We start from the raw sequence: 25011 nt of genomic DNA on the forward strand, positions 1-25011 counted from the left end.
AATTTTCAACCCTAATATATGGAACAATATAATGTTGATCAGAAAATTCAGGAGTTTATTGCAAAGATAGAAGCAAAAAACCCTAATGAACCGGAATTCTTACAGGCCGTGAAAGAAGTGGCTGTAACTGTAATTCCGTTTATCCTTACAAGAAAGGAATACACTGGAATGAAGCTTCTGGAAAGAATGGCAGAAGCAGAAAGAATTATCATTTTCAGAGTTCCTTGGGTTGACGACAAAGGAGAAATTCAGGTAAACAGAGGTTTCAGAATTCAGATGAACTCTGCAATTGGGCCTTACAAAGGAGGAATCCGTTTCCATCCAACCGTAAACCTTTCAGTTCTTAAATTCTTAGCCTTCGAGCAGGTTTTCAAAAACTCTTTAACTACGCTTCCGATGGGAGGTGGTAAAGGAGGGTCAGACTTCGATCCGCAAGGTAAAACTGATATGGAAGTGATGAGATTCTGTCAGGCTTTCATGGCTGAGCTTTGTAAGCATGTAGGTCCTGAAACAGACGTTCCTGCCGGTGATATCGGTGTAGGTGCTAGAGAAATCGGATACCTTTTCGGAATGTACAAGAAGATCAGAAACGAATTTACGGGAGTTCTTACAGGGAAAGGTCTTGCTTACGGTGGATCATTAATCCGTCCTGAAGCTACTGGTTACGGTGTGGTCTATTTCGCAGAGCAGATGCTGAAGACTATCGGACAGACTTTTAAAGATAAAATTGTTTCAGTTTCAGGTTTCGGTAACGTTGCTTGGGGGGTAATCAAAAAAGTACACGAGCTTGGCGGAAAAGTGGTTACACTTTCGGGTCCTGACGGTTATGTATATGATAAAGACGGTATCGACGGAGAAAAAATCGATTTCCTTCTTGAGTTGAGAGCTTCAGGGAACAACAGAGCTGAAGATTATGTGAAAAAATATCCATCAGCAGTTTTCTATGCCGGGAAACGTCCTTGGGAAGTAAAATGTGATGTGGCCATTCCTTCTGCAACTCAGAATGAACTTGACTTCGAAGATGCTAAAATGCTGGTTGAAAACGGTTGTCTTTGTGTAACTGAAGCGGCAAACATGCCTTCAACACTGGAAGCAATTAACTATTTCCTCGACAATAAAGTTTTATTCTCTCCGGGGAAAGCTTCAAATGCCGGTGGTGTAGCTACTTCAGGTTTAGAAATGACGCAAAACTCCATCAGATTAAACTGGACTTCTGAAGAAGTTGACGCAAGACTGAAAGAAATCATGATCGGAATCCACAAAGCTTGTAGAGACTACGGTAAAGAGGAAGACGGATATGTAAACTATGTAAAAGGTGCAAACATCGCCGGCTTCGTAAAAGTAGCTGAAGCAATGTTGGCTCAAGGTGTAGTATAAAAAATAAAGGCTGGGAAATTTTCCCGGCCTTTTTTCATAAAGCCTGTCCCGGGATTATAAATGGGAAAAAGTAATAGTGAAAGTGAAAGCATTGAATGTCCAGTTCAATGCTTTTTTTTTGACACAAATTGTCTTATTTTGTCTTTTTTACAGGTGTTGTCGGAGTGGTGGTATTTACCGTCCCGGATCCCGGCATAGGTCTGTTAACCCCTGTATTTACGGTTCCGCTTGTGTTGAGACTGCCTGTGGTTCCAATGTTGACCGTACCAGGCGATGAAACTTTATTATCCACAATACCTGTACTCATTGGAAGAGTTCCGTTTGGGTTGGCAGAATTGATGGTTCCATTATTCATGTTGCCCAGATTGCTATTCATAGTTCCCTGCAGAGTGTTTCCGGCGCTTAATTGATTATTATTCAACGCTCTTACATCTGAGTTAAGGTTTCCTCTGGGAATAGTCAAACCTTTCTGAGTTGTGGATGGAGTCGTAACAGTTTTTGGAACTGTCTTTGTCTTTTGAGGTGCAGTCTGTGCAGAAACAGCAAATATACCTCCCATTGCAAAAGCTGCTAAAATTAATTTTTTCATAATATAATATTTTGGTGATAATCAATACTATACAAATAGCGTACAACTCTGTGATGAGTGATCACATTAATATTTTTTTTACGTTTTAGTTATTTGGAATTTCATTCTTTATATTTTTGCTGAAAACTTTTCAATGAAAAACATCTTCACCAATTTTGAGGAGTATTTTCTACTTTTTCCCAAGGAAGTTCAGGTTAAACTGGAGTTGCTCAGAAAAACCATCCACGAACAGATTGCTGATTTGGAAGAGTACATCGGTTATCAGATGCCGGCATTCAGATATAAAAAGAAGCAGTTGGTTTACTTTGCAGCCTATAAAAATCACATCGGTTTTTACCCTGCTTCAGACGGTATCAAATTTTTTGAGAAGGATTTTATTGAAAGAAAATATAAATTCTCGAAAGGTGCGGTACAGTTTCCCCTGAATGAGGCTCTGCCTTTGGATTTGGTGGAGAGAATGGTTAAGTTTAAAATATCTGAAATTGATCTTTTGAAATAAGCAAGGGCGGCTCCGTAGGAGCCGTATCTTTGTAAAAAGAGAATCTCAGAAGGAAGGGGCAGTCCGTAGGACTGCTATCTGATGACCATAATGTTTTAGATCCAATTATCCATCATCCATCACCAGACTTACTTCCCTAACTTCATCATCATCTTTTCTACAAACTCAAACGCAGCCGGACAAATCACCGTATTTTTAATCATCAAATCATTAATCTGATAAATCTTTTTCCGGTCTGTATGAGGATATTCTCTGCAGGCTTTTGGACGAACATCGTAGATTGAACAGGTGTTATCCTCATTCAGAAAATGGCAGGGTAGATTCTGCAGTACTTTATCGTCTTCTTCATCAATTCGCAGAAATTTGGATTCAAAATCAGCCTGTTTCATGCGAAGGTGCTTTGAAATTCTTTCAATATCCTTTTCGGTGTAAAGCGGGCCCGTGGTTTTACAGCAATTGGCACATTGAAGACAGTCTACTTTTTCAAAAACCTCCTCATGCGTTTCCTGAACGGTATAATCCAGGTTTTTGGGTGGTTTCTTTTTCAGACTGTCCAGAAACTTTCTGTGTTCTTTCTGTTTTTCTAAAGCCCTTTTTTTATTAGATTCTAAATTCATTCTGATTTTTCTCCATCAAAAGCAGGGAGTTCTGTTTTTTGAAATTCATTAATTTTGTCCAGATCCAGAACTGTGGAGTCTCTTTCTGCATCGGGATAGTACATTGGGAGAAACTTTGCTCCGTAAATAATTTCCTGCGATATGTATGATGATCTTTGAACTACAGTATTAGAAAATACTTCATCAAAAGCTCTTATATGTACGATAATTTCAATACTGGTATTCTTAAAATCCGCTTCTGAAAATCCGTAGAATGGTGAGTCTCTGTTAATTTTATGTACTACCGTCCAGTTTAATGCTAATGTATTGATTTTACTCAATTGGGTTTCCAGCCTGTAAAAATTGCTTTTTGTGTGGCCATTGTCACTTATTTCGATGGCTGTTGAAAGCGTCACTTCAGCATCTGTTAAAGCATTATTCTTGTAAGGTGCCAGCCTAAACATCAATGCCGTGGCGTCCTGAAACGGCGCAATAACAGCGATGTCTGAAAATCTGAGATATGCCCTAGGCCTTGAAAATCTTCCATAAAACAGACCTGTAGCAATCGCAAAAGTCAGCAATCCCAAAAATGCTTCGAAAGTTGCAACCAGACTGGCCATAAATCCTACCGGCGCAATTCTCCCATAGCCTACGGTTGTAAAGGTCTGCGAGCTGAAGAAGAAAACGTCAATAAATTCATTAAAGGGATCACTTTTATCAATTCCGGTAAGGTGTTCTACGCCAATAAGATAGTAAATAAAAGCAAAAACAAGATTGATCACAATGTACATCACCACGAGATACGTAATGAAACGGAATGATGACAGATTGAGCATTGTATGATACCAGCTGAGCCTGTTTAAAACATTGATGCCGCTCCTCCGTACATTGGGAAGTCCGTCTCTGTTGATAAATCTGCCAGTGGCCCGATTGCCGAAACCACTGTTTTCAGTGTTTTCCTGCGCAATTTTTTTTCTTAAACTTTTAGCCATACGGTGATCATTTGTGTTTTTAAAAAGGATTTATAAAGTGATAAACTTTGCAAAGATAAAATATTGTTATTTGAAATTATCATTCTTAAATAATCTAAATATTGTCTGATTAATTGAAATATTTTTAAAAGCAAAATTTATGAGACTTATCAATACGATATTCATCATAAAGATTTTAGAATTAAACTAAATTTGACAGACCTTTTTAAGTTTCAATTCAAATTAAATCCAATGAAAATATTAGAATCAAGAGAAGATATAGAACTGCTTGTCAATTCTTTTTATGACAAAGTTGTAGAAGATGAAACAATAGGTTTTTTCTTTAAGGACATTGTGAATGTTGATTTTAAAAAGCATTTGCCTAAAATGTATTCTTTCTGGGAAACGATTTTGTTTGGACAAATGACTTACAAAGGAAATCCGATGGCTGTACATTTTCCCATCAATCAACTGGAAGCCATGGAAAAACATCATTTTGAACAGTGGTTAAAACTTTGGAAGCAAACCATAGAAGAGAATTTCAGTGGTGAAAACGCCGATATGGCGATTACAAAATCGGAAAACATTGCCCAATTAATGTCTTACAAAATGGAAATGGCAAGAAGACTTTAACTTAATTTGTCTTAACCTTAACCTACATATCCGCTATGGTACAATGACCGTAAAAATATAGGCAGCCAGATTCACAAGTAAAACTGTTCCATACAAAACATTTGTTTTTCCTCTGCTTAAAGACAGCATCACGATAAATACGGATAGCGTAAGTAAAATAATATCTTTCTTATCCAAACCTAAAACCAGCGGAATATCATACATAATACTCACCGCCGAAATCGCAGGGATACTCAGCCCAATACTCGCCAAAGCAGATCCTAAAGCTAAATTTAAACTCGACTGTATCTTATTGTTTCTCGCTGCACGAATGGCTGCAACTCCCTCAGGAAGCAAGACCACAGCTGCAATGATTACACCTACCAGAGATTTTGGGGCACCCATGCTCTGTACCATATCTTCAATGGTTTTAGATAAGCCTTTCGCCATTAAAACTACAATGATTAAGCATACTACCAAAAAGAGAAAGCTCAAAACAGACTGCATGGTACTGGGAATATAATACTCTTCTTTGCCCCCGTCTGCCGGTACAAAATAGCTTCGGTGCCGTACGGTCTGCACCATCAGAAATACGCCGTAAATCACCAGACAGGCAATCGAAACAAATATTAACTGTGCACTGTTATAGTAAGGGCCATTAACGCTGGAGGTAAAATTAGGAAGCACCAGAGTGATCACCAGAATAGAAACTATACTTACCAGATACGTTGTGGCTGATGTTCTTGCAAAATACTGTTCAAAATATTTTACACCACCTACCAGAATGCAGATCCCTATAATCCCGTTGAGGATAATCATAACGGCTGCAAAAACAGTATCCCGCGCGAGTGTAATTGCCTGCTCGCCACCGGCAACCATCAGAGAAACGATTAACGCAACCTCAATAATGGTAATACATAAAGCTAAAATAATAGTACCGTACGGTTCGCCTACTTTATGAGCTACCACTTCTGCGTGGTGAACGGCAGATAAAACGCTGCCCGTAAGTAAAATCCCTGCAATTACATCAAATATAACACCTGTTCCCATTAAATTCAGGAAGTAATAAATTACCGCCAAAACAGGGAAAATGTAGGTGTAATGTAAAAAATCTTTTAGCCTCATAACTGTCTCTAAAAATACAATAAATATAGGGAAAGGGCAGTCTTAAAAGAAAATATTAATCACATTTTAATGCTGCCAAAATATAAAATCCTGAAAATCTGTAAACATATGGAAAAGCAGACTCACGGCAATGATTCTGATATTTCCCTTAAAAAAAAGCATCAAAAAATAAACCGCAATCATAGGGTAAGAATGAAGTAGATGAAAACCTACACTCATTCTGTCAGGATCAAAAACGGGGGTTGCCAAAAGGTGATCCAGATCTACAAGCATCGTTGCCACCATTATGAAATAAGCCTTTTTCCACTGTGGCTGAAAAAAAATGTAGGCAATAGCAGCCGGAAAAATAAGGTGTAAAAAATAATGGGTAAAAGTTCTCAGTATGGCAAGATCATCAGCATTCATCGGATATATCTTTAATTATTATCTCAGAATTAAGGGTAAATTTCCCTGTTTAAACTGAACTCTCAGCAGGTATTGATTTCCCTCATTCAGATAAAAAACAGATTCTGCTTCATCCAGTCTCTTGCGGATGTTTGGTGACAGCGTTTTGAGCGAGGCAAACAACAGCGGATTATTTTTAATCAAAACAAAATTCTTCTGCGGATAATCTTTCAGCTCAGGATGTTTTTTTGAACGGATGAAAACAGCATTGCTGTATTTTACAATCTCATTCGGAAGAAACGGAATTCCCGTAAACTGCTGTTTTTCGTCAACTTTCTTCTTTCGTCTGAAATTGTCTAAAACCAAACCGGGATTTTCAGATTTTATCTGAATCTGGTACTGCGGCTGCGTAATCTTCTGATAGCTTACCTTTTCTACCTCGTTAAAATTTTCGTCATAATCATAGCTGATCAAAGTATCTGTTTCCTGTTTTAAATCTGATACCAATTGCAGAGACTCAATATTCGGGTCTGAAAAAATATCTGTTTTTAAAATCCCAGCAATCTGCTGAAGGTTTTTCTGATCAAGTTTTGCCTTTAAGAAATCTTGTGACTGATCTTTAATCAAAGATAATTCTTCAGGCTTGAAATTTTTAAAATCTGAAATTTCAATAGCGTAATCCTCCAGGTGAATTGAATATTTTTCTGTTTTATCCTTATCAAAAATTCCTAAACCGCCACTGCCGTCATTCATAAAATCATCCGCATTCCGTATGTTTTTTTTCCTGTCTAAAGCTTTTTCTATGGCAGAAAATGATTTCCCACTGGTCCCGATCATGCAATGTTCCCCGGAAATTTTTATGGAAAATATTCCATTGCTGAACAAACCATTGCCTTTCGGTTGAAATTGTCTGTTTTTTAAAAATAACAGCAGTTCTTCCTGATCTGTGATCTCAAAAACAGCGTTCCAGTTTGAAATCTCGTCGTTCTTCAAATGAAAGATCTGAATAAAATCAGGAATTCTAACTCCGGCATCGCTCCAGGAAATTTTGTCTTTCTTTTTTCCGTCTTTAAACCAGACCGATGGATGGGTAAGCGCTTCAACGAGATATTGTCTGGTGATATTTTTCACATCAATAATGATGGCGGCGTCTGCGCTGTCGGGAATGTATTTCAGGTCTTTATTTTTATGATAGAGCCCAAAATACACCGCCATCAGCACAATGGCCGGAATCAGATAAAGAAGTGTTTTCTTTTTCATTTACAAAGTCTGATCTTTTTTGTCAGCTTCTGTAATTTTGTAGATTTCATCGGCTAAATCGAAGAAATACATCAGGCTGTTTTCTGCTGATGTTTTGATGTTGTAATGAATCTCAGTTTGGATGCTGTTGCCTTTCACTTCGCTTCTGTAATTCAGTTCGCCTGCATTTTTTTTCATCAGATTCAGAAGTTTAATATCCGAAGAATCTTTAAACTCCTGGTCTAGCCCAATGAGTAATTTCTGAATGTTTAATCTTCCTGAAACCGCATATTTGGCAGAATCTTTCATCCAGTTTTTGCTGATGTCTGACTGTGTTTTAGGGTTGATATTCTCTTTTGAAGTTGTTAAATAAACAATTCCGTCTTTCACTGTAAAATAAAACTGATCTACCGCTCCCTGGCTGTTTCCTTCTTTGAATCTGTAAAAATTTCCTTCTTTAATAAAGTTTTTGGAGGTCTCTTTATTGGTAAGAAGCATATCGAAAATTCTGTTCCAGTATTTTTCGTTTTCTGTAGCGAAAGCAAATGTAAAATCCGGAACCATTACATCTTTGGTTTTTTTGATTTCTTTTTCGTTGTAATCATCATCATACTCGAATTCTGTGTAATCTACTTTTTTAGATTTCAGCTCATTCAGAACAAAAATTCCGTTTCCGGGAGCTATTTTAGAGATGGCTTCTTCGTCAAGTACAATTTTCACAGTTTCCATCATCAGTTTAATTTCTTTCTGATATTCTCCGTCACCGGAATTATCAAAAAGAGTGTAAATCAAATCAAAATATTTGTATCCATTGAGGTTCATTGCATAGTATCCAATGCTTTTGTCATTGATCAGCGCATTGAGTTTTTTATTCTTTTTGCCTTTGTATAGCGCCGCAAAACTGTTGTTGATGTCTGTGTTTTTATGTTGATAATTATTTACAAGTCTCACCTTATCATCATCAAAATAAAGATTGTATGATGAGTTTGAATTGTATATTTTACCGAGCATCTGATCAAGCCCGAACTCTCGGTAAATGCTTTTGTATGTCTGTAAACCAAAGATTTTTGCATAATCGGTATGAATAAAAATATCAGACTTCGCGTCTCTGAAACTCAACACGTCCTTAGACACCTCAAGTTCAAGATTTGAATTGAAAAATCTGGTGAAATCTTCCTCTGCAAGTTTTTTTATAATTTTAAACTTCTCAATGTTCAGAGAGTCCATTTCTTTGTGGTAGGCAGAATCAATTTTTGCTTCGGCCTCGTAGTCATACTCCATATCTTGTTCTTCTTCTTCCTCCTCGCCATCTTCATGTTTTCTGGGGCCTACCGGTGGTGGAGGCGGTACTTCTTCTTCCGCAGTTTCTGTGTAGGTAGTATCTCTGATGGCTTCTTTTACCGGCTTTTCTTCAGGATATTTTTTGTGCTTTTCCAGATACTTGATGTCTTTCTGGAGTTTTAAAATCTCAGCGTTGCTGTCTTTAATATTCTGCTTAATGTAGGTAATTTCTTCCTTCAGATATTTGATTTCCTCTTTATAATCAAATGGTATTTCTTCTGCCGCTTCTTCCGGCTCGCCCACATAAACGCTGTCAACTGCCGCCATTGCACTGTCTACTACAGATACTGCGCTGTCTGCATAGATGTCGTAGCTGTAAGGTTTATCATAATTCATCACTTTCAGAACGGCTTTTTTGTCATTCCAGGCTACAAAAACATTATCGTCAATGTCTACATATTCGTAATTGCTTTTTTTGATAACTTCCTGCCCTTTTCTTTTTACAGAACCGATAAATTCATTAAACTTCACATTGTTGTCTAAAGTGAAATATGTGGTGTAAGCGTACACAGAATCATTTGCAGAAGCATAATGATATTGGGTGGCGTCATATTTAATTCCTGTTTTTGAATAGTCATTCCACAATGCAGTTTTTTTATCGTCATTTTTAGAAAGTTCTTTAAAAAACGGATTCAGCTTTTCCCAGTTGACCTTATTGTTGAGCTGCTTGCCATTTATTTCCATGTAAAAAAGAGCGTCTTTCGGCATTTTAAGACTCTGCTGAGCATTCAGGAAGCCAAAACAGAACAGGAGAACAAAGATATTCTGCATCTTCAGTAAGTGTTTTTTCATGTAATCAGTTGTAATTTTTTATTGGAAAATAATATTGTTTTGTAATTGTTTTTTCTGGAGGATAAAATCTAAAACGTTCCCTTCCAGTTTCATTGCTTTTTTGTTGGGCGAAAGCTGGTAGGCACTGTTGGTCTGAGACTTTACTGTGTTTTCAAACTGCATTACAGAGACATATTTTGCAGTTGCAAAAACTTCTTTGTCTGCCGTCCCCAGTTTGTTGTAGTCTTCTTTAAAGGTATTTACTTTATTTCTGGTAAAGGTTTTTTTCTGAAGATTTTGGCTGTACATATTGGTAGGAACCATTTTGCCGATAATGTTTTTGGTTTTAAGCTGCTCCAGACCTGCATTGATGTTTTCAATTTTTTTAAAACTGCAGCTGAGTTTGATGATATAACTGTCAAAATCCAGCGAAGTTTTTACATTAGAAATTCCCGGTGTGGTCTTGAAAATCTGTGCCGCCTGATTGATTTTTGCTTCAATTTCAGATCTTTTCGGAACTTTTTTGCCGTTAACGGTTTCCATTTTAGACATGGATGCAATACGGGTTTTGCTTTTGCTGGCGTTCAGAATAAGGGTGTAATCTCCGCTGCCATCGGCTTTGATGTTTATTTTATCCAGAATGTCAAAACAGCTCGTTAGCATCAGAAGAGGGATGAGAAGCAAAATGTATTTTAATTTCATATCATTTACAGATTTTTTCACGTTTTTAAATTTTTCCTTTCAGATAATCCTGTCTTAAATTTTCATCCAGCTTTTCGATGGCGTACCGAAGGCTTGTGCGTGGCATATTTTTGTAGTGAAGATTAAGAAAACCGAGAAGTTCGTTCTCATTTTTATTTCCCATTTCTCTCAAAAGCCAGCCGTTTGCCTTGTGCATTAAATCATGACTGTGATGCAGATTCTTCAGAACCAGTTTTTTTGTCAATTCAAAATTACCTTTTTTTACGTAATGCATCGTGCCCACCACAGCAATTCTTTTGTGCCACATATTTTCAGATTCCGAAAGGTTAATTAAGAGGTCATCTGTCTGATTTTCAAAAGCATATCTTCCTAAAATTTTGTAACAGCTGGTGTCTACCAAATCCCAGCTGTTAATTCCCTCCAAATTATTAAGGTAAAAACGGATAATTTCAGCCTTCATGTCTGAATCTTTAGTCTTTTCAAACTGTAAAACAAGCATCAGAAGTGCTGTCAGGCGATGCTCATGATAGTTTGAATTCAAAAGTTCTGCAATTTCTTCTAAGGAAATTTTGGCATAGAACTCTTTAGCTACTGCTCTCTGGTCCGGAACTTTTACACCCAAAAAGAGATCGCCTTCACCATATTCACCCTTTCCGGTTTTGAAAAATTTAGGCAGAAAAGCTGCTTTTTCGGGAAATGCTAGTTCAGAAAGAGCATTTTTAAGATCTGCAGTCATCACCATCATATTATTTTTCATCTGTAACCAGGTTTTCCTGCGCCATTTCTTCCTGTTCGATCTGTTTCGGATTGGCAACTTTTGCAATCGTAAGTCCCTGAACGATAATTGAAAACACCACTACACAGTAGGTAATGCTCAAAATAATATTATGGTATTCTCCTTTGGGAATAGACATTGCCAAAGCGATTGAAACCCCACCGCGTATTCCGCCCCAGAACAGAACTTTAATCGTCTGCGGACTGAACCTTGTATTGAACGGCATCAGTTTAGTAGGTCCCCAAATTGATATAAATCTTGCAAACAGCACTACTGCAACGGCAATAAGACCCGGGATCACATAGTGATTCAGATCTTTGATCATCAAAAGTTCAAAACCTATAAAGAGAAATAAAACGGCATTCAGAATTTCATCAATCAGTTCCCAGAATTTAATAAGATAATCCTGAGTGATAGATTTCATTTTAAATTTAACATTAAAATTTCCCATAAAAAGTCCTGCTGCAACCATCGTCAGAGGTCCTGAAACGTGCATCTGCCTTGCAACAAGGTAACCACCCATTACTACGGCCAGCGTTACCAGAACCGAAATAATATAATCATCCACCTCGCGCATTAATCTTGAGGTAATCCATCCCAGAACAACGCCTAAAAGCAGGCCTCCACCTGCTTCATGAAGAAGTAAAACACCAATGCTTTCTATGCTCAAATCAACTTCTTTGCCCACAGCCAGCTGCAAAACAACAGTAAAAACCACAACCGCCATACCGTCATTAAAAAGAGATTCTCCTGCAATTTTTGTTTCCAGAGATTTACGCACGTTAGCCTGTTTCAGAATACTTAAAACCGCTACCGGATCTGTAGGAGAAATTAACGCTCCGAAAACGAGACAGTAGATAAACGGAATCTGTAAACCCACCAGAGGCAGGATGTAAAACATCCCAAAACCAACGATGAATGTAGAAATAATAACGCCCGCAGTAGAAAATATCAGAACCGGCCGGAACTGTTCTTTTAAATCATTGATGTTAATATGAATTCCTCCCGCGAAGAGAAGGAAATTTAACATTGCTCCCATCAGAACCTCTGTAAAATCAATACTGATCATCAGATTATTAAGATGACCGAAGGTTTTTGGAAGAAAACTCTCACCAAATAAAACCAGAATGATAGAAACCGTTATGGCAATTACCATAATTCCGATGGTGCTTGGCAGTTTCAGAAAACGGTAGTTGATGTAGGCGAAAATAGATGCTAAGACAATAAGTGCTGAAAATGAGTAGTATAATTCCATTAAAAATTTTTAGGTTTAAAAGCCTGTGTAGAGAACTTTTATATAGAGTTTTTGGTCGCCCTTTTGCCAGATATCATACATGGCACCGTTTGCAGCCTGAGAACCTCTGCTGTAATCCTGCCCGATATTGAGCATGTTCAGAAGAATATACTCGTCTCCCACAGAATTTACAACATAGGCTGTTTTTTCAGATTTGCCGTCGCCTGAGCTTTTCATAGCGTCGGTCAAACTTCTGAGCTGATTCATGTGATGAGAAAAAGTGGAAATATCCCGCTTAATTTCGTATCCACGGAGGAGAATGAGAAGCACATCAAGATTTGTAGGGTCTTTACCGTACAGTTCTTTTCCCAGTGTAAGGCATTTTTCCAGATCTTTTTGCTGGAAGGCCTCCGCCAGTTTTTTAAATTCTTCACTTGTGGTGGAAACCGTCTGCATAAAATTTCTGCCATAATAAAGATGCTGTGCCTCAAGACTGTCTAACGATTTAGGAAGACCTTTGTACTTGAAAATCAATTTATCATAATTGAATTCTGATTTTTTATTTTCAAGATTTTTCTCAATCTTTTTAAGATCAATTATAGACTTCTGGGCAGAAAACATCCCAAAAACAAGCATCAGAAAAAGGATGAGATGTTTTTTCATCAGAGTAAATGTTTAATTGTTTTCTTCCTCGTTATCAAAATATTCAAAAAGAAAATCATTGTACGGAAATCTTGAAATGTGAATTTTCATTACTTCATCGTAGATCAGTCTCTTCATGTCCGGAAAATTCTCTTTGGTTAAAGCCGAAATAAAAACTGTTGGATACTTAGATCTTGCCATCCAGGTTTTCTTCCATTCTTCAAGTGAAATATTTTTATTTGAGGAAGGAGTAAGATCGTCATCATCTTTCTTTTCGTAACTGAAATCATCAATTTTATTGAAAACCATAATCATCGGTTTCTGATGGGCATTAATTTCCATTAAAATCTGGTTTACAGATTCGATGTGATCTTCAAAACTTTCATGTGAGATATCTACTACATGAATTAACAGATCTGCCTCACGCACTTCATCAAGAGTAGATTTAAAAGATTCTACCAGCTGAGTAGGCAGTTTTCTGATGAATCCTACAGTATCGGTCAAAAGGAAAGGTAAATTCCCGATCACCACTTTTCTTACCGTGGTATCCAGCGTTGCGAAGAGCTTATTTTCAGCGAAAACTTCAGATTTGGAAATAGCATTCATCAAAGTAGATTTTCCTACGTTGGTGTATCCCACCAAAGCGGCGCGAACTACCTTTCCGCGGTTGTTACGCTGCGTTGCCATCTGTTTGTCGATAATTTTAAGTTTATCTTTCAGCAAACTGATTCTGTCGCGGATAATCCTTCTGTCGGTTTCAATTTCCGTCTCACCGGGACCACGCATCCCGATTCCCCCTTTCTGTTTGTCAAGGTGAGACCACATTTTGCTCAATCGGGGTAGCAGATATTGATATTGAGCCAGCTCTACCTGAGTTCTTGCATACGAAGTCTGCGCTCTTTGTGCAAAAATATCAAGAATCAAATTGGTTCTGTCGAGGATTTTTACTTCAATTTCTTTTTCAAGATTTTTCAGTTGGGAAGGGGACAGCTCATCATCAAAAATGATGGTTCCGATTCCGTTTTCTTTTACGTATTCTTTTATTTCATGAGCTTTTCCGCTTCCTACAAAGGTTTTGGAATCTGGCTGCGTTAAATTCTGAGTAAAGCGCCGGTCTATAGTAGCTCCGGCAGTATGAGCCAGAAACTCCAGCTCGTCCATATATTCCTGCAACTTATCTGCATCCTGGTTTTGGGTGACCACGCCCACCAAAACGGCCTTTTCGTAATTATGTTGTTTCTTTTCTAGCATTGATTTCGGTATATTCTATAAGTTTACAAGATAATATTTTTTATCCGTAATTGCAAAAAAGACTTTTCAATTACAGCTGAAAAGTCTGTTGCTGATTTTAGAGACATCAGTTTATTATATCTAAATATTGATGAACATATTGATAATTAAACAGTTGAATTGAGTTTATTCAGAAAGTCTTTCTAAGTACCCCGGTTTCTGAAAGTTTAATCCCAGTCGGCAGCGATAAACTTCATGGTTTTGCCATCACTGTCTGATAAAGATAAATAATGACCTTCTACTTTGAAGGATCTAATTTTGGGCAAAGCTTTCAAAAAAGCCTCTTCCATTTTCATGTTTTTACACATCATTTCTGTGCTTCCAATATCTGAAACTTTCATTTTGCCGGAATTTCTGATTTCTGTAGCGAAGAAAAGAGAATTGCAGCCCATTTTAGCGCTGGCTCTCAATTTTGTATCACTTTCCTTTTTAAAAATGATTTTAGCAGAAGAATTCATCATTTCTGTTTTGGAAAAATTTTCAAAAGAAACCATCATCCATTCACGCTCCAAATTTTGATTTTGGTTAACTCTTGATGTGCAGGAAACAGGAAACAGCAAAGAGAGTGCAGTCAGCCAGAGAGATTTTATTTTTATCATCGGAAAGATAACCCATTTTTATACCATTTGCCATCAGAATACCGTAAAAATTAGTAAATTAGCCAGATTAAATTATTTAAAAAATGAAAAGAATATTTTTACTATTCACTTTTTTACTGAGTTTCGCTCAGATGAGAGCTGATGAGGGGATGTGGCTTCTGATGCTTGTGAAGAGACTTAATGGTGTAGACATGCAGAAAGAAGGTTTGCATCTTACGCCGGAAGAGATTTATTCTGTAAACAATTCAAGCCTTAAAGATGCTATCGTAAGCTTCGGAGGATTCTGTACAGGAGAAATCGTTTCAGACAGAGGTCTTATTTTTACCAATCACCATTGCGGTTATGGTGCTGTAGCTGCTGCTTCAACGCCTGCCAAAGATTATTTGAAAGACGGTTTCTGGGCAATGAAAGACAAAGATGAGTTTAATGCAAAAGATCTTTACGTAAGATTTTTGGTGAGAATGGATGATGCTACACAGAGAATCAATTCAAAATTAAACAACAATATGTCTGCTGCTGAGAGAAAAGCAGTAATTGATGCAGAATCAAAAGCCATTCAGACAGAAAATTCAGAAAACGGAAAATACACAGTTGTAGTAAGAGATTTCTTCAACGGAAATGAGTTTTATTATTTTGTTTATCAGGATTATAAAGATATCAGACTGGTGGGTGCTCCGCCTTCATCATTAGGTAAATTCGGGGGAGATACAGACAACTGGGAATGGCCAAGACACACTGCAGATTTTACCGTTTTCAGAGTGTATGCTGATGCTGCGGGAAATCCTGCTGAATATTCTCCAAGTAACGTTCCCTTGAAGCCTAAGCACTCGCTTCCTGTTTCTTTAAAAGGAATTAAGCCTGGTGATTTCTCAATGATCTTAGGATATCCGGGAAGAACAAACCGTTACCTTACTTCTTACGGTATCGATCAGATGGTGAACAAAGACTATCCGGCTTGGGTAGAAGCTTCGAAACTGGCAATGGATGTGATGAAGAAGTATATGGATAAAGATAAAACCACACAGCTGGCTTATGCTTCACAATACGCTTCAGTAGCCAATTACTGGAAAAACAGACAGGGAACAATTGATGCCGTAATTAAAAACGGAACCATTACAGATAAGCAGGCGGTAGAAAGTACATTCACAACATGGGCTGTACAACCTGCAAATATTGCCAACGAAAGTGTTTTAGACGAAATTAAAACCTATTACAAGCAGACTTCAGACAGAAATGTTGAGAGAAATTATGCTTCACTTCTTACCAGAAATTCAAAATATTTCTCTGTAGCGCTTCAGCTTTCAAGCTTGTTAAACAGTTATGCTGCACAGGATATGGCTGGAAGATTAGCGATGAAACCTAAGGTGGAAGATGCCATTAAGCAGACTTATGAAAATATGAACATTCAGCTTGAAGGTGAAATGATGAATTCTATGGTGAATCTTTACCAGACGAAAGTGAAAGCAGATGTTGCATCACCTACTTTAATGGCTCTTGATGCTAAAAATCTTTCAAACATTGCATTTTCTTCGATTTTTGCCAATAAAACTTCAGCTACCAACTTCCTTTTGAATCCGGATCGTGTGAAATTGGATGCAGATCCTTTACTGAAAATTGCTAAAGGAATTATGGCAGATCAAAAAGCTTCAGCTGAAAGATTTGTGAAAATTGATGATAATTTCGCAAAGAATAACAGACTTTTTTTAGCTGGATTAATGAAAGCTATGCCTGAGAAAAAGTTCTATCCGGATGCCAACTCTACAATGAGACTTACTTACGGACAAATCGATACACTGCCTGTGAGAGACGACAGAAACTACTTCGGTGTTACTGATAACTATTACACTACAATGGAAGGTTTAGTAGGCAAGTACAAGCCGAAAGACGAAGAATTTGATCTTCCACAAAGAGTTTTGGCTCTTCAGGGAGCGAAAGATTACGGAATGTATGCTGATAAAGCAGGTTACCTTCCTGTAAACTTCCTTTCAAACAATGATATTACAGGTGGAAACTCCGGTTCTCCGGTAATCGACGGTGACGGAAACCTTATCGGAATCGCATTCGACGGAAACAGCGAAGCGTTAAGCGGTGACATCGTATTTGAAAAAGAATCACAAAAGACTATCAGTGTAGATGTTCGTTTTGTTCTTTGGACAATCGACAAATATGCCGGTGCAAGAAGAATCGTTGACGAGCTTAAATTAGTAAAAGACGAAAATACTCCTGCAGATACAGGAAAGTCTAAAGTTCCGACTAAGGCTCCTGTGAAGAAGAAAAAATAATCTGACTTCAGAGCACAAAAAAACCGGTATGAATAACATCTTACCGGTTTTTTTATTCCTAATCTTTAGCGCCTGCGTCGTCCATGGGGTCATCCATTCCCTTAATGACGTTGGAGTGATACACTCTGTCTGAGCCTAAAAAATAAAGATTGTGTTTCGCTTTGGCAATAATTCCTCTTTCCACATCTTCGGGAATATCACTGGCCACATTTTTCCTCACTGTTTCACCTTCTCTCTGCTTAATGATTTCGATGGCACCTTTTCCGTCGAGAATAGATTTCGCTCTTTGTGCTTCATCATAACTGTTGGTGTACAGAACAATCGTGGTGTTTCCTCTGCTTTTTCTGCTGTAGGCATCCAGCATCTCAGTGTCGCTGGCAAACATGTGATCCCAAAAATGTTTCGTGTTTTCATCATCTTCAAAATCATTTCCAGAATCATCATCAATTTTAGATTTTGAAACAATAATGTTGTCTTCTGAAAATCCTTCGCCTCTCAATTGTGATTTTACTTCCTCGGTATCTGTAGCCGGCGGAAATACTGAAATTACTGTATAAGCCATAATATTTTGTTTTTGGTTATGACTTTAAATGCAAATGGTGTGCAAATGAATTACTAAAAGTAAGGTAACATTAAAAATTTATTCGGAAAGGCTTCTCAATGGAAATATTGTAAGTAAATATTGGTTTGCTTTGGACTCAATTATCACTCTGTAATCATTTAAAAAAGCAGAAATCAAATTATAATTTTCAAAATGATTGATATCAAATTTCTTAGTGCTATCAAATGTTCTATGCCTGATTTCAAATTCTACAAATTTTCCTTTGATAGATTTTGAAGAAATACTATTATCCAATTCAATTAAATCCTCTTTTGATACAAATCTGAAGTTATCTGGAGAAAAATCGTTTAACAGCGATGAAATCTTTATTGCCTGCTCAGTTGAGATTAATGCAATGATATTAGAACATTTATTTGCCATAAAAGATGCAATTGAATGTTCTATTTTAACGCCTAAAACACTCAGTCTTCCTTCAGGCAGATAGGCGTCAAAACAAAAATATGGATCTGAAATATTATTTTTAACAAAAGAATAATCATAATCTTTCAATACTAAAACATCTTGTAGTTCTTCAAAAGATTTTCCAAGAAAACTTTCAGGCATATATTCCATAACGGTCAAAAATCAATCTAAAAACCTTTTCAGAATATCCACCGCACATTTCGGTAAATTCGTTCCCGGGCCAAAAATAAAATCAGCGCCATTGGCATACAGATATTCATAATCCTGTTGCGGAATTACACCACCAACAACAATCGTTATATCTTCTGCTCCCAGTTTTTTCAGCTCTTCCACAACCTGCGGAACCAAAGTTTTGTGACCAGCAGCCAGCGAAGAAACGCCCAAAATGTGAATGTCATTTTCCACAGCCTGCTTCGCCACTTCTTCCGGAGTCTGGAATAACGGAGCAACGTCCACGTCAAATCCCATGTCGGCAAAGGCAGTTGCAACTACTTTTGCACCACGGTCATGACCATCCTGACCCATTTTTGCCACCATAATTCTCGGGCGGCGGCCTTCCTCTTCTTCAAATTTCTGGGTCAGCTCAAGGGCTTTTCCAAAGTATTCGTTTTTACCTGCATTCATAGCGTAAACTCCCTGTATGGTTCTGATGTTGGCTTTGTAACGTCCGAAACTTTCTTCCATCGCGTCGCTCATTTCGCCCAAAGTCACTCTTCTGCGGGCAGCTTCAATGCATAATGCCAAAAGATTTCCGTTTCCGGTCTTTGCGGATTCACGGATTTCATTTAAAATTTGCTCAACAGCTTCTGCGTTTCTATTTAATTTTATAGATTCCAGTCTTTCAATTTGCTTCCGGCGAACTTCAGAATTATCGATATCTAAAATCTCCAGTTGCATCTGTTTTAAATTTGATTTAAAAGAGTTGACACCGATGATAAATTCTTCACCACTATCGATTTTAGACTGCTTTATCGCTGAAGCTTCCTCAATTCTCATTTTTGGAATTCCCGCTTCGATGGCTTTCGTCATTCCACCTTCTTTTTCTACCTCATCGATGAATTTCATAGCTTCTTCAATCATTTGTTGAGTCATGGCTTCCACCAGATTACTTCCGCCCAGTGGGTCTACAACATCGCAGATTCCGCTTTCCTGCTGAAGAATAATCTGAGTATTTCTCGCAATTTTCGCTGAATAATCTGTCGGAAGTGCAATGGCTTCATCCAAAGCGTTTGTGTGTAACGACTGCGTTCCGCCTAAAGCTGAAGACAAAGCTTCGATGGCAGTTCTTGTGATATTGTTAAAGGGTTCCTGCTCTGTCAAAGACCAGCCTGAAGTCTGAGAATGGGTTCTTAATGCTAAAGATTTTGGATTTTGAGGATTGAATTGCTTCAATAAAGTTGCCCAAATGTATCTTGCGGCACGCATTTTAGCAATTTCCATGAAGTGATTCATTCCGATTGCCCAGAAAAAGGATAATCTTGGGGCAAAATCGTCGACATTCATTCCGGCTTTTATTCCGGTTCTCACGTATTCCAAACCGTCGGCTAAAGTGTAAGCCATTTCCAAAACCGGGGTGGCACCAGCTTCCTGCATGTGATAACCTGAGATGGAAATTGAATTAAATTTCGGAATATTTTTAGAGGTATATTCAAAAATATCAGCAATGATTTTCATGGAAGGCGTAGGCGGATAAATATACGTATTTCTTACCATGAATTCCTTCAAAATATCATTCTGAATGGTTCCTGAAAGCTTATCCTGCGAAACTCCCTGTTCTTCAGCAGCAACAATATAAAAAGACAAAATCGGCAAAACTGCACCATTCATCGTCATCGAAACTGAGATTTCATCCAAAGGAATTTCATTAAATAAAATCTTCATATCCTCAACAGAATCAATCGCAACCCCGGCTTTCCCAACATCGCCAACGACTCTTGCGTGGTCTGAATCGTAACCTCTGTGTGTCGCCAAATCAAAAGCTACTGAAAGTCCTTTCTGTCCGGCTGCTAAATTTCTTCTGTAAAATGCATTGGATTCTTCGGCTGTTGAAAATCCGGCGTACTGACGGACAGTCCATGGTTTCTGAACGTACATTGTGGAGTAAGGACCTCGCAAAAAGGGCGCAATACCGGGAGAAGAGTCGCTGATGGTTTTGTCTTTAATATCTTCTGAAGTGTATTTTGACTTCAATTCAAGTCCGTCTTTCTCGAATTGATAAACTTCCAGAAGTTTTTCTGATATGGTAAATTGGGGATTTTTATTTTGAATTTCCCTTCTCATGAGTTCTGATTTAAGATTTTAAAAGTAAGCATTTTTGGATTAATGTTTTGGTGCTGATTTTCAGTTCGAAAGAATAATTTTAAACACATCAGTCACAGAAAATTTTTAAAATAATAAAGCAGAATAGAACACATTAGTTTTTTAAAATCTTTGATTTTCGCGCAGGTATGATGTTGTTTTAGATTTTATAAAAAGGCGATTTCATATCACTACAAAATCGCTCTTTGTTTATCTGAAAATTAAGATAAGTAAGAAATAAACTAATTAAATCTTTAATTAATAACTCTTTCTAAAAGACCTCCAAGAATAGCTTCACCGTTATAAAGTAAATTTCCAGAAGGTGTGATGATTAGATTAGAGCCACACATTGCCTGTTCCTTAAAATATTTTTCTCTAAAAAAATCATCAGAATCTTCTATGAAAGATTTAAAATAATCAGATTTTTTCTTTTTGACTTTACTGCCTTTTTCGAAAATATAAAATACGTACAGATCTTGCTTGTTTTTCCTAAGTGCTTTGCGGATGTTCATCAAATATTCTTCATTATGTTCTTTAACCTCCCGCAGTTCCGAAGAAGGCCAATTATCATCTCGTATCGAACTACAAATATCATTGTAATACCAAAAATTCAAAACCACAATAGCATTCCTGGTAAAAACAATATCGAGTTTGCTTTCTAAAACTTTTAAGGTTGACTCATAATTTAGTTCAGGGTTCGAAACCTGCCCATCTTTTAATGTACAGATTCTTTTTCCCTTTTCCATATAATCCCAACGGAAAAAATTCAAATTATCATCTCTCCATCTTGATTGAAACTCAGCTTCTGTTATATGTTTACCATTTTCATCTTTCGAAATTTTTTTCTGAGCAAAGATAGATATGAAGGCTAACGTGAATGTCAAGTAAAAAGTTTTCTTTATCATAATGTTTTTGTTTTCTGTGCTTGTTATTGCGTTTTCAATTGTTTAATCCCCATCTCATACAAAGCAAAAGAAATCAAATCTGCATTTTCACTAATCACCTGATCGGTTGCTCTTCCCGCGCCATGACCTGCATTTTTTTCGATTCTTATTAGAATAGGGTTATTGCACTTCTGTTTATCCTGCAATTCTGCACCGAATTTAAATGAGTGCGCCGGAACCACTCTGTCATCATGATCACTTGTAATAATCATCGTTGAAGGGTAACATGTTCCTGCTTTTACGTTATGAACCGGAGAATAAGATTTCAAATAATTAAACATCTCTTTGTTGTCTTCGGCGGTTCCGTAATCGTAAGACCATCCTGCACCGGCGGTGAATTTGTTGTATCTCAGCATATCCAAAACGCCTACTCCCGGGAAGGCTACTTTAGCCAGATCAGGATGCATCGTCATGGTTGCCCCTACCAACAATCCTCCGTTTGATCTTCCGGAAAGTGCCATGTATTCTTTTGAAGTATAGCCTTTGCTTTGAAGATATTCTCCGGCAGCGATGAAATCTTCGAATACATTTTTCTTATCCATCTTTGTTCCTGCATCGTGCCATTTTTTGCCATACTCGCCACCACCGCGGATGTTTGGAACAGCGTAAATTCCGCCGTTTTCCATCCAGATTGCGTTGACCACAGAAAAAGAAGGCTGTAAACTGATGTTGAAACCTCCGTAAGAATACAGAATTGTGGGGTTTTTGCCATCCAGCTTTGTTCCTTTTTTATAGTTGATCATCATCGGAATTTGGGTGCCGTCTTTTGATGTATAAAATACCTGCTCGGAAACATAATTTTCAGGATCAAATTTCACTTTTGGCTTCTGATAGACTTCAGATTTTCCGCTGTCTGCATTGAATTTATATGTGGTACCAGGTGTGATGTAATTGCTGAAAGAATAATACATTTCTTTCTCTTCTTTTTTTCCGCCAAAACCGCCGACATTACCTTTTCCAGGCAAAGCAATTTCTCTGATTAGTTTTCCTGTTTTGTCGAATTGTTTTACTTTATCAATCGCATCCACCATATAGGTTGCAAAGAAATATCCGCCGCCGGTTGAAATTCCCAGAACATTTTCTGTCTGAGGAATCACATCTTTCCATGTTGCAGGAGCAGGATTTTGAATGGTTGTTTTTACAAGACGCATGTTTGGCGCATCTTTATCGGTAAAAATGTAGAGATTATCGCCGTCTGTATCTACAATACTTGCGTTAATGTCAAAACCGCTGTTGATCTGGACAAAATCACCGCCTTTCTTTAAATCTTTAATATAGACTTCATTTCCGTTGGTCGCATTTGCTGCGGAGATAATCAAATACCTTTCGTCTTCAGACAGGTAAGCACCCAAATATCTCCTAGGTGTTTTTTCTCCCCCGAAAATTAACTGATCAGCAGATTGTTTTGTGCCTAATTTGTGATAATACACCTTGTGTTTGTCGGTCATTCCGGAAAGTACTGTTCCTTCTTTTGGCTTGTCATAGCTTGAGTAGTAAAAACCTTCATCGCCCTTCCATGCAACACCGCTGAACTTGACATCAACAATCGTTTCATCGATTTGTTTTTTGGTTATTGCGTCAATGATGATTATTTTATTCCAGTCACTTCCGCCTTCCGAGATAGAGTAGGCCGCCAGATTTCCTTTTTTGTTAAAAGACAGGTTGGCTAGCGAAGTTGTTCCTTTTTCCGAAAATTTATTTGGATCTAAGAACACTTCCGTTTCTTTTGTTTTTTTGTCTGTTCTGTACAAAACAGATTGTGCCTGAAGTCCGTTATTTTTATAGTAGTAGGTGAAATCTCCTTCTTTGAAAGGTGCACCGATTTTTTCGTAGTTCCAGATGTCTGTCAGTTGCTTAACAATATCTTGTCTGAAAGGAATTTTAGATAAATAATTCTGGCTGTAGGCAACTTCCTCATCCACCCATTTTTTGGTAGGTTCAGAATCATTTTCTAAGTCTCTGTACGGATCTGCAACTGCAGTTCCAAAGTATGTGTCGGTTTGATTTCCTTTAATAGCTTTGGGATAATTCATTTTCTGAGAATAAATAGTAGCTGAAAATAATACTCCAGCGGTTAGCAAAATCGGTTTAAAATTCATGATGAAGGATTTTCTCAAAAATAAGGAAAGTGTAGGAATAAAAAAAGTCTCCTAATAAATTAGAAGACTTTTGTGGGCCCTGAGGGATTCGAACCCCCGACCCTCTGGGTGTAAACCAGATGCTCTGAACCAACTGAGCTAAGAGCCCTGAATTTTTTTGAAAGGTTTCAGTAAACCTTTGTGGGCCCTGAGGGATTCGAACCCCCGACCCTCTGGGTGTAAACCAGATGCTCTGAACCAACTGAGCTAAGAGCCCTAGACGATTTCTCGTTTTGAGTGGTGCAAATATACACACTTATTTTATATCAGTCAAGTTTTTTTCTAAAAATTCTCCCACTACAAAGTTACTTCCACCAATAAATATCATTTCTTCATTTGTACATTTCTGTTTTGCAGAAAGATACGCTTCCTGCACCGAATCGAAAATTTTATAAAATATTTTTGAATTTTTTAATAAACCTTCATAATCTAAAGGATGTCTTCCCCTTTCGATACTCGGTTTTGCAAAATAAAACTCAGAATTTTCGGGAAGAATAGACATCACGTCATCAATTTTCTTGTCATTCACAAAACCTAAAACAATATGTTTCCGTTTTGAAATTGAATTTAACTGTGAAAAAACATATTCCAATCCTGCCTGATTGTGTCCTGTATCACAAATTGTAAGCGGATTTTGAGAAAATTCAAACCAACGGCCGATAAAACGGGTGTTCTGATGTACATTTAAAAGTCCGTTTTTAATATTTTCATCTGTAATATTGAAATTCTGTTTTTTGAGCTCATCAGTTAAGGCCAAAACAACTTTTATATTCTTTTCCTGATAGTTTCCTTTTAAATCGGATCTTAAATCTGTTTCGAACAATGTTGCATCAATGAAAGGTGCATTTTCCTTTTCAGCTTTAGATTTAATAATATTTTTTACCGCCTCGTTTTCATCTCCGAAAATAATGGGTATCTCGGATTTAATAATTCCTGCTTTCTCGAATGCAATCTCTTCAATTGTATTTCCCAAAATATTCTGGTGATCAAGCTGGACGTTGGTAATTGCCGAAACTAAAGGTTTAATAATATTTGTGGAATCCAATCTCCCACCCAAGCCAACTTCGATAATAGCAAAATCCACATTTTTCTGAGCAAAATATTCGAATGCCATGATGGTGGTGAATTCAAAAAAAGAAGGTAAAATATCCTCAGGAAGAGTTTGTAGTTTTAAAATAAAATTGTAGACAAATTCTTTATCGCAGTTTATACCGTTAATTTTAATCCTTTCGGTAAAATCTATTAAATGTGGAGAATTATAAAGCCCGGTTTTAAAACCTGCTTCCTGCAAAACCGACGCAAGCATATTACTTGAAGACCCTTTACCATTGGTGCCGCCAATGTGGATGCACTGAATTTTCTCCTGCGGATTTCCAAAAAAAGCACACAATCTGGTAATGTTATCCAATCCCGGTTTGTAGGCCTTCTCGCCATCGATCTGATAATTTGGAGCCTGTACGAAAAGCCATTCTACCGCTTCCTGATATTGCTGATTTGTCATGCCACAAAATTCCTGAAAGTTTTGGTAAAATAAAATATAAATTTTGAATCTGCTGTAACTTTTTTGTCATCACTTCGT

Annotated in this window: 23 protein-coding genes and 2 tRNA genes; 4 read left to right on the forward strand and 21 right to left on the reverse strand. The window is 37.4% G+C overall.

Features of this window, described 5'->3' with window-relative positions; genetic code table 11:
- Positions 1-18 precede the first annotated feature (18 nt).
- Entirely contained in the window at positions 19-1377 is a 1359-nt protein-coding gene (gdhA, locus tag ASG31_RS03500) for an NADP-specific glutamate dehydrogenase (protein ID WP_056027910.1), read from the forward strand.
- Between the two features lie 133 nt (positions 1378-1510).
- Here the strand turns inward: gdhA and ASG31_RS03505 are convergent, their stop codons facing one another.
- Entirely contained in the window at positions 1511-1966 is a 456-nt protein-coding gene (locus ASG31_RS03505; protein ID WP_056027912.1) for a hypothetical protein, read from the reverse strand.
- 133 nt (positions 1967-2099) lie between these two features.
- Between ASG31_RS03505 and ASG31_RS03510 the strand changes: the two genes are divergently transcribed.
- On the forward strand, positions 2100-2465 hold the full coding sequence (locus ASG31_RS03510; protein ID WP_056027915.1) for an iron chaperone: 366 nt from the start codon (positions 2100-2102) through the stop codon (positions 2463-2465).
- Between the two features lie 128 nt (positions 2466-2593).
- On the opposite strand, the gene ASG31_RS03515 is transcribed toward ASG31_RS03510, so the two are convergent.
- Both ASG31_RS03515 and ASG31_RS03520 read right to left on the reverse strand, forming a co-directional pair.
- Complete coding sequence (locus tag ASG31_RS03515; RefSeq protein WP_056027917.1) at positions 2594-3082, reverse strand: YkgJ family cysteine cluster protein; 489 nt, start codon at positions 3080-3082, stop codon at positions 2594-2596.
- The gene (locus ASG31_RS03520) at positions 3079-4053 is read right to left on the reverse strand and encodes an ion channel (RefSeq protein ID WP_056027919.1); all 975 of its coding nucleotides are present in this window, start codon (positions 4051-4053) and stop codon (positions 3079-3081) included. Before ASG31_RS03520 ends, ASG31_RS03515 begins: the two co-directional genes overlap by 4 nt.
- A 231-nt stretch (positions 4054-4284) precedes the next feature.
- Between ASG31_RS03520 and ASG31_RS03525 the strand changes: the two genes are divergently transcribed.
- Positions 4285-4665, forward strand: coding sequence for a group III truncated hemoglobin (locus tag ASG31_RS03525; RefSeq protein ID WP_056027922.1), 381 nt, complete (start codon positions 4285-4287; stop codon positions 4663-4665).
- Between the two features lie 33 nt (positions 4666-4698).
- Here the strand turns inward: ASG31_RS03525 and ASG31_RS03530 are convergent, their stop codons facing one another.
- From ASG31_RS03530 to ASG31_RS03575, 10 genes are all read right to left on the reverse strand, one after another.
- Positions 4699-5769 (reverse strand): calcium:proton antiporter, encoded by a 1071-nt coding sequence (locus ASG31_RS03530; protein WP_056027924.1) that lies wholly within the window; start codon positions 5767-5769, stop codon positions 4699-4701.
- 66 nt (positions 5770-5835) lie between these two features.
- Positions 5836-6174 carry a DUF6122 family protein gene (locus ASG31_RS03535; RefSeq protein WP_185113189.1) on the reverse strand — a complete coding sequence of 113 codons (339 nt, stop codon included), beginning with the start codon at positions 6172-6174 and terminating at the stop codon, positions 5836-5838.
- Positions 6175-6192: 18 nt separating this feature from the next.
- Positions 6193-7413 (reverse strand): hypothetical protein, encoded by a 1221-nt coding sequence (locus tag ASG31_RS03540; RefSeq protein ID WP_056027926.1) that lies wholly within the window; start codon positions 7411-7413, stop codon positions 6193-6195.
- Positions 7414-9525 carry a hypothetical protein gene (locus tag ASG31_RS03545; protein WP_056027928.1) on the reverse strand — a complete coding sequence of 704 codons (2112 nt, stop codon included), beginning with the start codon at positions 9523-9525 and terminating at the stop codon, positions 7414-7416. It lies immediately after the preceding gene.
- Positions 9526-9543: 18 nt separating this feature from the next.
- Positions 9544-10206, reverse strand: a complete 663-nt coding sequence (locus ASG31_RS03550; protein WP_056028105.1) for a hypothetical protein — start codon at positions 10204-10206, stop codon at positions 9544-9546.
- Positions 10207-10231: 25 nt separating this feature from the next.
- Positions 10232-10963 (reverse strand): DNA alkylation repair protein, encoded by a 732-nt coding sequence (locus ASG31_RS03555; RefSeq protein ID WP_231433697.1) that lies wholly within the window; start codon positions 10961-10963, stop codon positions 10232-10234.
- Positions 10953-12236, reverse strand: coding sequence for a cation:proton antiporter (locus ASG31_RS03560; protein WP_056027930.1), 1284 nt, complete (start codon positions 12234-12236; stop codon positions 10953-10955). The genes ASG31_RS03555 and ASG31_RS03560 overlap by 11 nt, the downstream gene beginning before the upstream one ends.
- A gap of 15 nt (positions 12237-12251) precedes the next feature.
- Complete coding sequence (locus ASG31_RS03565) at positions 12252-12878, reverse strand: DUF4919 domain-containing protein (protein ID WP_056027932.1); 627 nt, start codon at positions 12876-12878, stop codon at positions 12252-12254.
- Between the two features lie 12 nt (positions 12879-12890).
- A complete protein-coding gene (hflX, locus tag ASG31_RS03570) occupies positions 12891-14108 on the reverse strand; it encodes a GTPase HflX (RefSeq protein ID WP_056027934.1) in 1218 nt (405 codons plus the stop codon).
- Between the two features lie 206 nt (positions 14109-14314).
- A complete protein-coding gene (locus ASG31_RS03575) occupies positions 14315-14746 on the reverse strand; it encodes an META domain-containing protein (protein ID WP_056027936.1) in 432 nt (143 codons plus the stop codon).
- Between the two features lie 83 nt (positions 14747-14829).
- Here ASG31_RS03575 and ASG31_RS03580 point away from each other — a divergent pair, with 83 nt between their 5' ends.
- Complete coding sequence (locus ASG31_RS03580) at positions 14830-17028, forward strand: S46 family peptidase (protein ID WP_056027938.1); 2199 nt, start codon at positions 14830-14832, stop codon at positions 17026-17028.
- A 58-nt stretch (positions 17029-17086) separates the two neighbouring features.
- Here ASG31_RS03580 and ASG31_RS03585 read toward each other — a convergent pair whose 3' ends face one another.
- The 8 genes from ASG31_RS03585 to ASG31_RS03620 all read right to left on the reverse strand — a co-directional run bounded on the left by ASG31_RS03585 (position 17087) and on the right by ASG31_RS03620 (position 24933).
- Positions 17087-17590 (reverse strand): hypothetical protein, encoded by a 504-nt coding sequence (locus tag ASG31_RS03585; protein ID WP_056027940.1) that lies wholly within the window; start codon positions 17588-17590, stop codon positions 17087-17089.
- 78 nt (positions 17591-17668) lie between these two features.
- The gene (locus ASG31_RS03590) at positions 17669-18202 is read right to left on the reverse strand and encodes a hypothetical protein (protein WP_056027942.1); all 534 of its coding nucleotides are present in this window, start codon (positions 18200-18202) and stop codon (positions 17669-17671) included.
- A gap of 12 nt (positions 18203-18214) precedes the next feature.
- The gene (gene scpA, locus ASG31_RS03595; RefSeq protein ID WP_056027944.1) at positions 18215-20332 is read right to left on the reverse strand and encodes a methylmalonyl-CoA mutase; all 2118 of its coding nucleotides are present in this window, start codon (positions 20330-20332) and stop codon (positions 18215-18217) included.
- 272 nt (positions 20333-20604) lie between these two features.
- Positions 20605-21255: a hypothetical protein gene (locus tag ASG31_RS03600; RefSeq protein ID WP_056027946.1), complete on the reverse strand. Its 651-nt coding sequence runs from the start codon at positions 21253-21255 to the stop codon at positions 20605-20607.
- Between the two features lie 23 nt (positions 21256-21278).
- On the reverse strand, positions 21279-23393 hold the full coding sequence (locus ASG31_RS03605; RefSeq protein ID WP_056027948.1) for a prolyl oligopeptidase family serine peptidase: 2115 nt from the start codon (positions 23391-23393) through the stop codon (positions 21279-21281).
- 73 nt (positions 23394-23466) lie between these two features.
- Positions 23467-23541 (reverse strand) — tRNA-Val (locus ASG31_RS03610).
- A 33-nt stretch (positions 23542-23574) separates the two neighbouring features.
- Positions 23575-23649 (reverse strand) — tRNA-Val (locus tag ASG31_RS03615).
- A gap of 39 nt (positions 23650-23688) precedes the next feature.
- The gene (locus ASG31_RS03620; RefSeq protein ID WP_056027950.1) at positions 23689-24933 is read right to left on the reverse strand and encodes a bifunctional folylpolyglutamate synthase/dihydrofolate synthase; all 1245 of its coding nucleotides are present in this window, start codon (positions 24931-24933) and stop codon (positions 23689-23691) included.
- Between the last annotated feature and the right edge of the window lie 78 nt (positions 24934-25011).

Source organism: Chryseobacterium sp. Leaf404 (assembly GCF_001424145.1).
Taxonomy (GTDB): Bacteria; Bacteroidota; Bacteroidia; order Flavobacteriales; family Weeksellaceae; genus Chryseobacterium.

Bases quoted from the DNA above. Each gene is read 5' to 3' on its own strand.
- gdhA (WP_056027910.1), top strand. From the start codon at position 19: ATGGAACAATATAATGTTGATCAGAAAATTCAGGAGTTTATTGCAAAG.
- ASG31_RS03505 (WP_056027912.1), bottom strand. From the start codon at position 1,966: ATGAAAAAATTAATTTTAGCAGCTTTTGCAATGGGAGGTATATTTGCT.
- ASG31_RS03510 (WP_056027915.1), top strand. From the start codon at position 2,100: ATGAAAAACATCTTCACCAATTTTGAGGAGTATTTTCTACTTTTTCCC.
- ASG31_RS03515 (WP_056027917.1), bottom strand. From the start codon at position 3,082: ATGAATTTAGAATCTAATAAAAAAAGGGCTTTAGAAAAACAGAAAGAA.
- ASG31_RS03520 (WP_056027919.1), bottom strand. From the start codon at position 4,053: ATGGCTAAAAGTTTAAGAAAAAAAATTGCGCAGGAAAACACTGAAAAC.
- ASG31_RS03525 (WP_056027922.1), top strand. From the start codon at position 4,285: ATGAAAATATTAGAATCAAGAGAAGATATAGAACTGCTTGTCAATTCT.
- ASG31_RS03530 (WP_056027924.1), bottom strand. From the start codon at position 5,769: ATGAGGCTAAAAGATTTTTTACATTACACCTACATTTTCCCTGTTTTG.
- ASG31_RS03535 (WP_185113189.1), bottom strand. From the start codon at position 6,174: ATGAATGCTGATGATCTTGCCATACTGAGAACTTTTACCCATTATTTT.
- ASG31_RS03540 (WP_056027926.1), bottom strand. From the start codon at position 7,413: ATGAAAAAGAAAACACTTCTTTATCTGATTCCGGCCATTGTGCTGATG.
- ASG31_RS03545 (WP_056027928.1), bottom strand. From the start codon at position 9,525: ATGAAAAAACACTTACTGAAGATGCAGAATATCTTTGTTCTCCTGTTC.
- ASG31_RS03550 (WP_056028105.1), bottom strand. From the start codon at position 10,206: ATGAAATTAAAATACATTTTGCTTCTCATCCCTCTTCTGATGCTAACG.
- ASG31_RS03555 (WP_231433697.1), bottom strand. From the start codon at position 10,963: ATGAAAAATAATATGATGGTGATGACTGCAGATCTTAAAAATGCTCTT.
- ASG31_RS03560 (WP_056027930.1), bottom strand. From the start codon at position 12,236: ATGGAATTATACTACTCATTTTCAGCACTTATTGTCTTAGCATCTATT.
- ASG31_RS03565 (WP_056027932.1), bottom strand. From the start codon at position 12,878: ATGAAAAAACATCTCATCCTTTTTCTGATGCTTGTTTTTGGGATGTTT.
- hflX (WP_056027934.1), bottom strand. From the start codon at position 14,108: ATGCTAGAAAAGAAACAACATAATTACGAAAAGGCCGTTTTGGTGGGC.
- ASG31_RS03575 (WP_056027936.1), bottom strand. From the start codon at position 14,746: ATGATAAAAATAAAATCTCTCTGGCTGACTGCACTCTCTTTGCTGTTT.
- ASG31_RS03580 (WP_056027938.1), top strand. From the start codon at position 14,830: ATGAAAAGAATATTTTTACTATTCACTTTTTTACTGAGTTTCGCTCAG.
- ASG31_RS03585 (WP_056027940.1), bottom strand. From the start codon at position 17,590: ATGGCTTATACAGTAATTTCAGTATTTCCGCCGGCTACAGATACCGAG.
- ASG31_RS03590 (WP_056027942.1), bottom strand. From the start codon at position 18,202: ATGGAATATATGCCTGAAAGTTTTCTTGGAAAATCTTTTGAAGAACTA.
- scpA (WP_056027944.1), bottom strand. From the start codon at position 20,332: ATGAGAAGGGAAATTCAAAATAAAAATCCCCAATTTACCATATCAGAA.
- ASG31_RS03600 (WP_056027946.1), bottom strand. From the start codon at position 21,255: ATGATAAAGAAAACTTTTTACTTGACATTCACGTTAGCCTTCATATCT.
- ASG31_RS03605 (WP_056027948.1), bottom strand. From the start codon at position 23,393: ATGAATTTTAAACCGATTTTGCTAACCGCTGGAGTATTATTTTCAGCT.
- ASG31_RS03620 (WP_056027950.1), bottom strand. From the start codon at position 24,933: ATGACAAATCAGCAATATCAGGAAGCGGTAGAATGGCTTTTCGTACAG.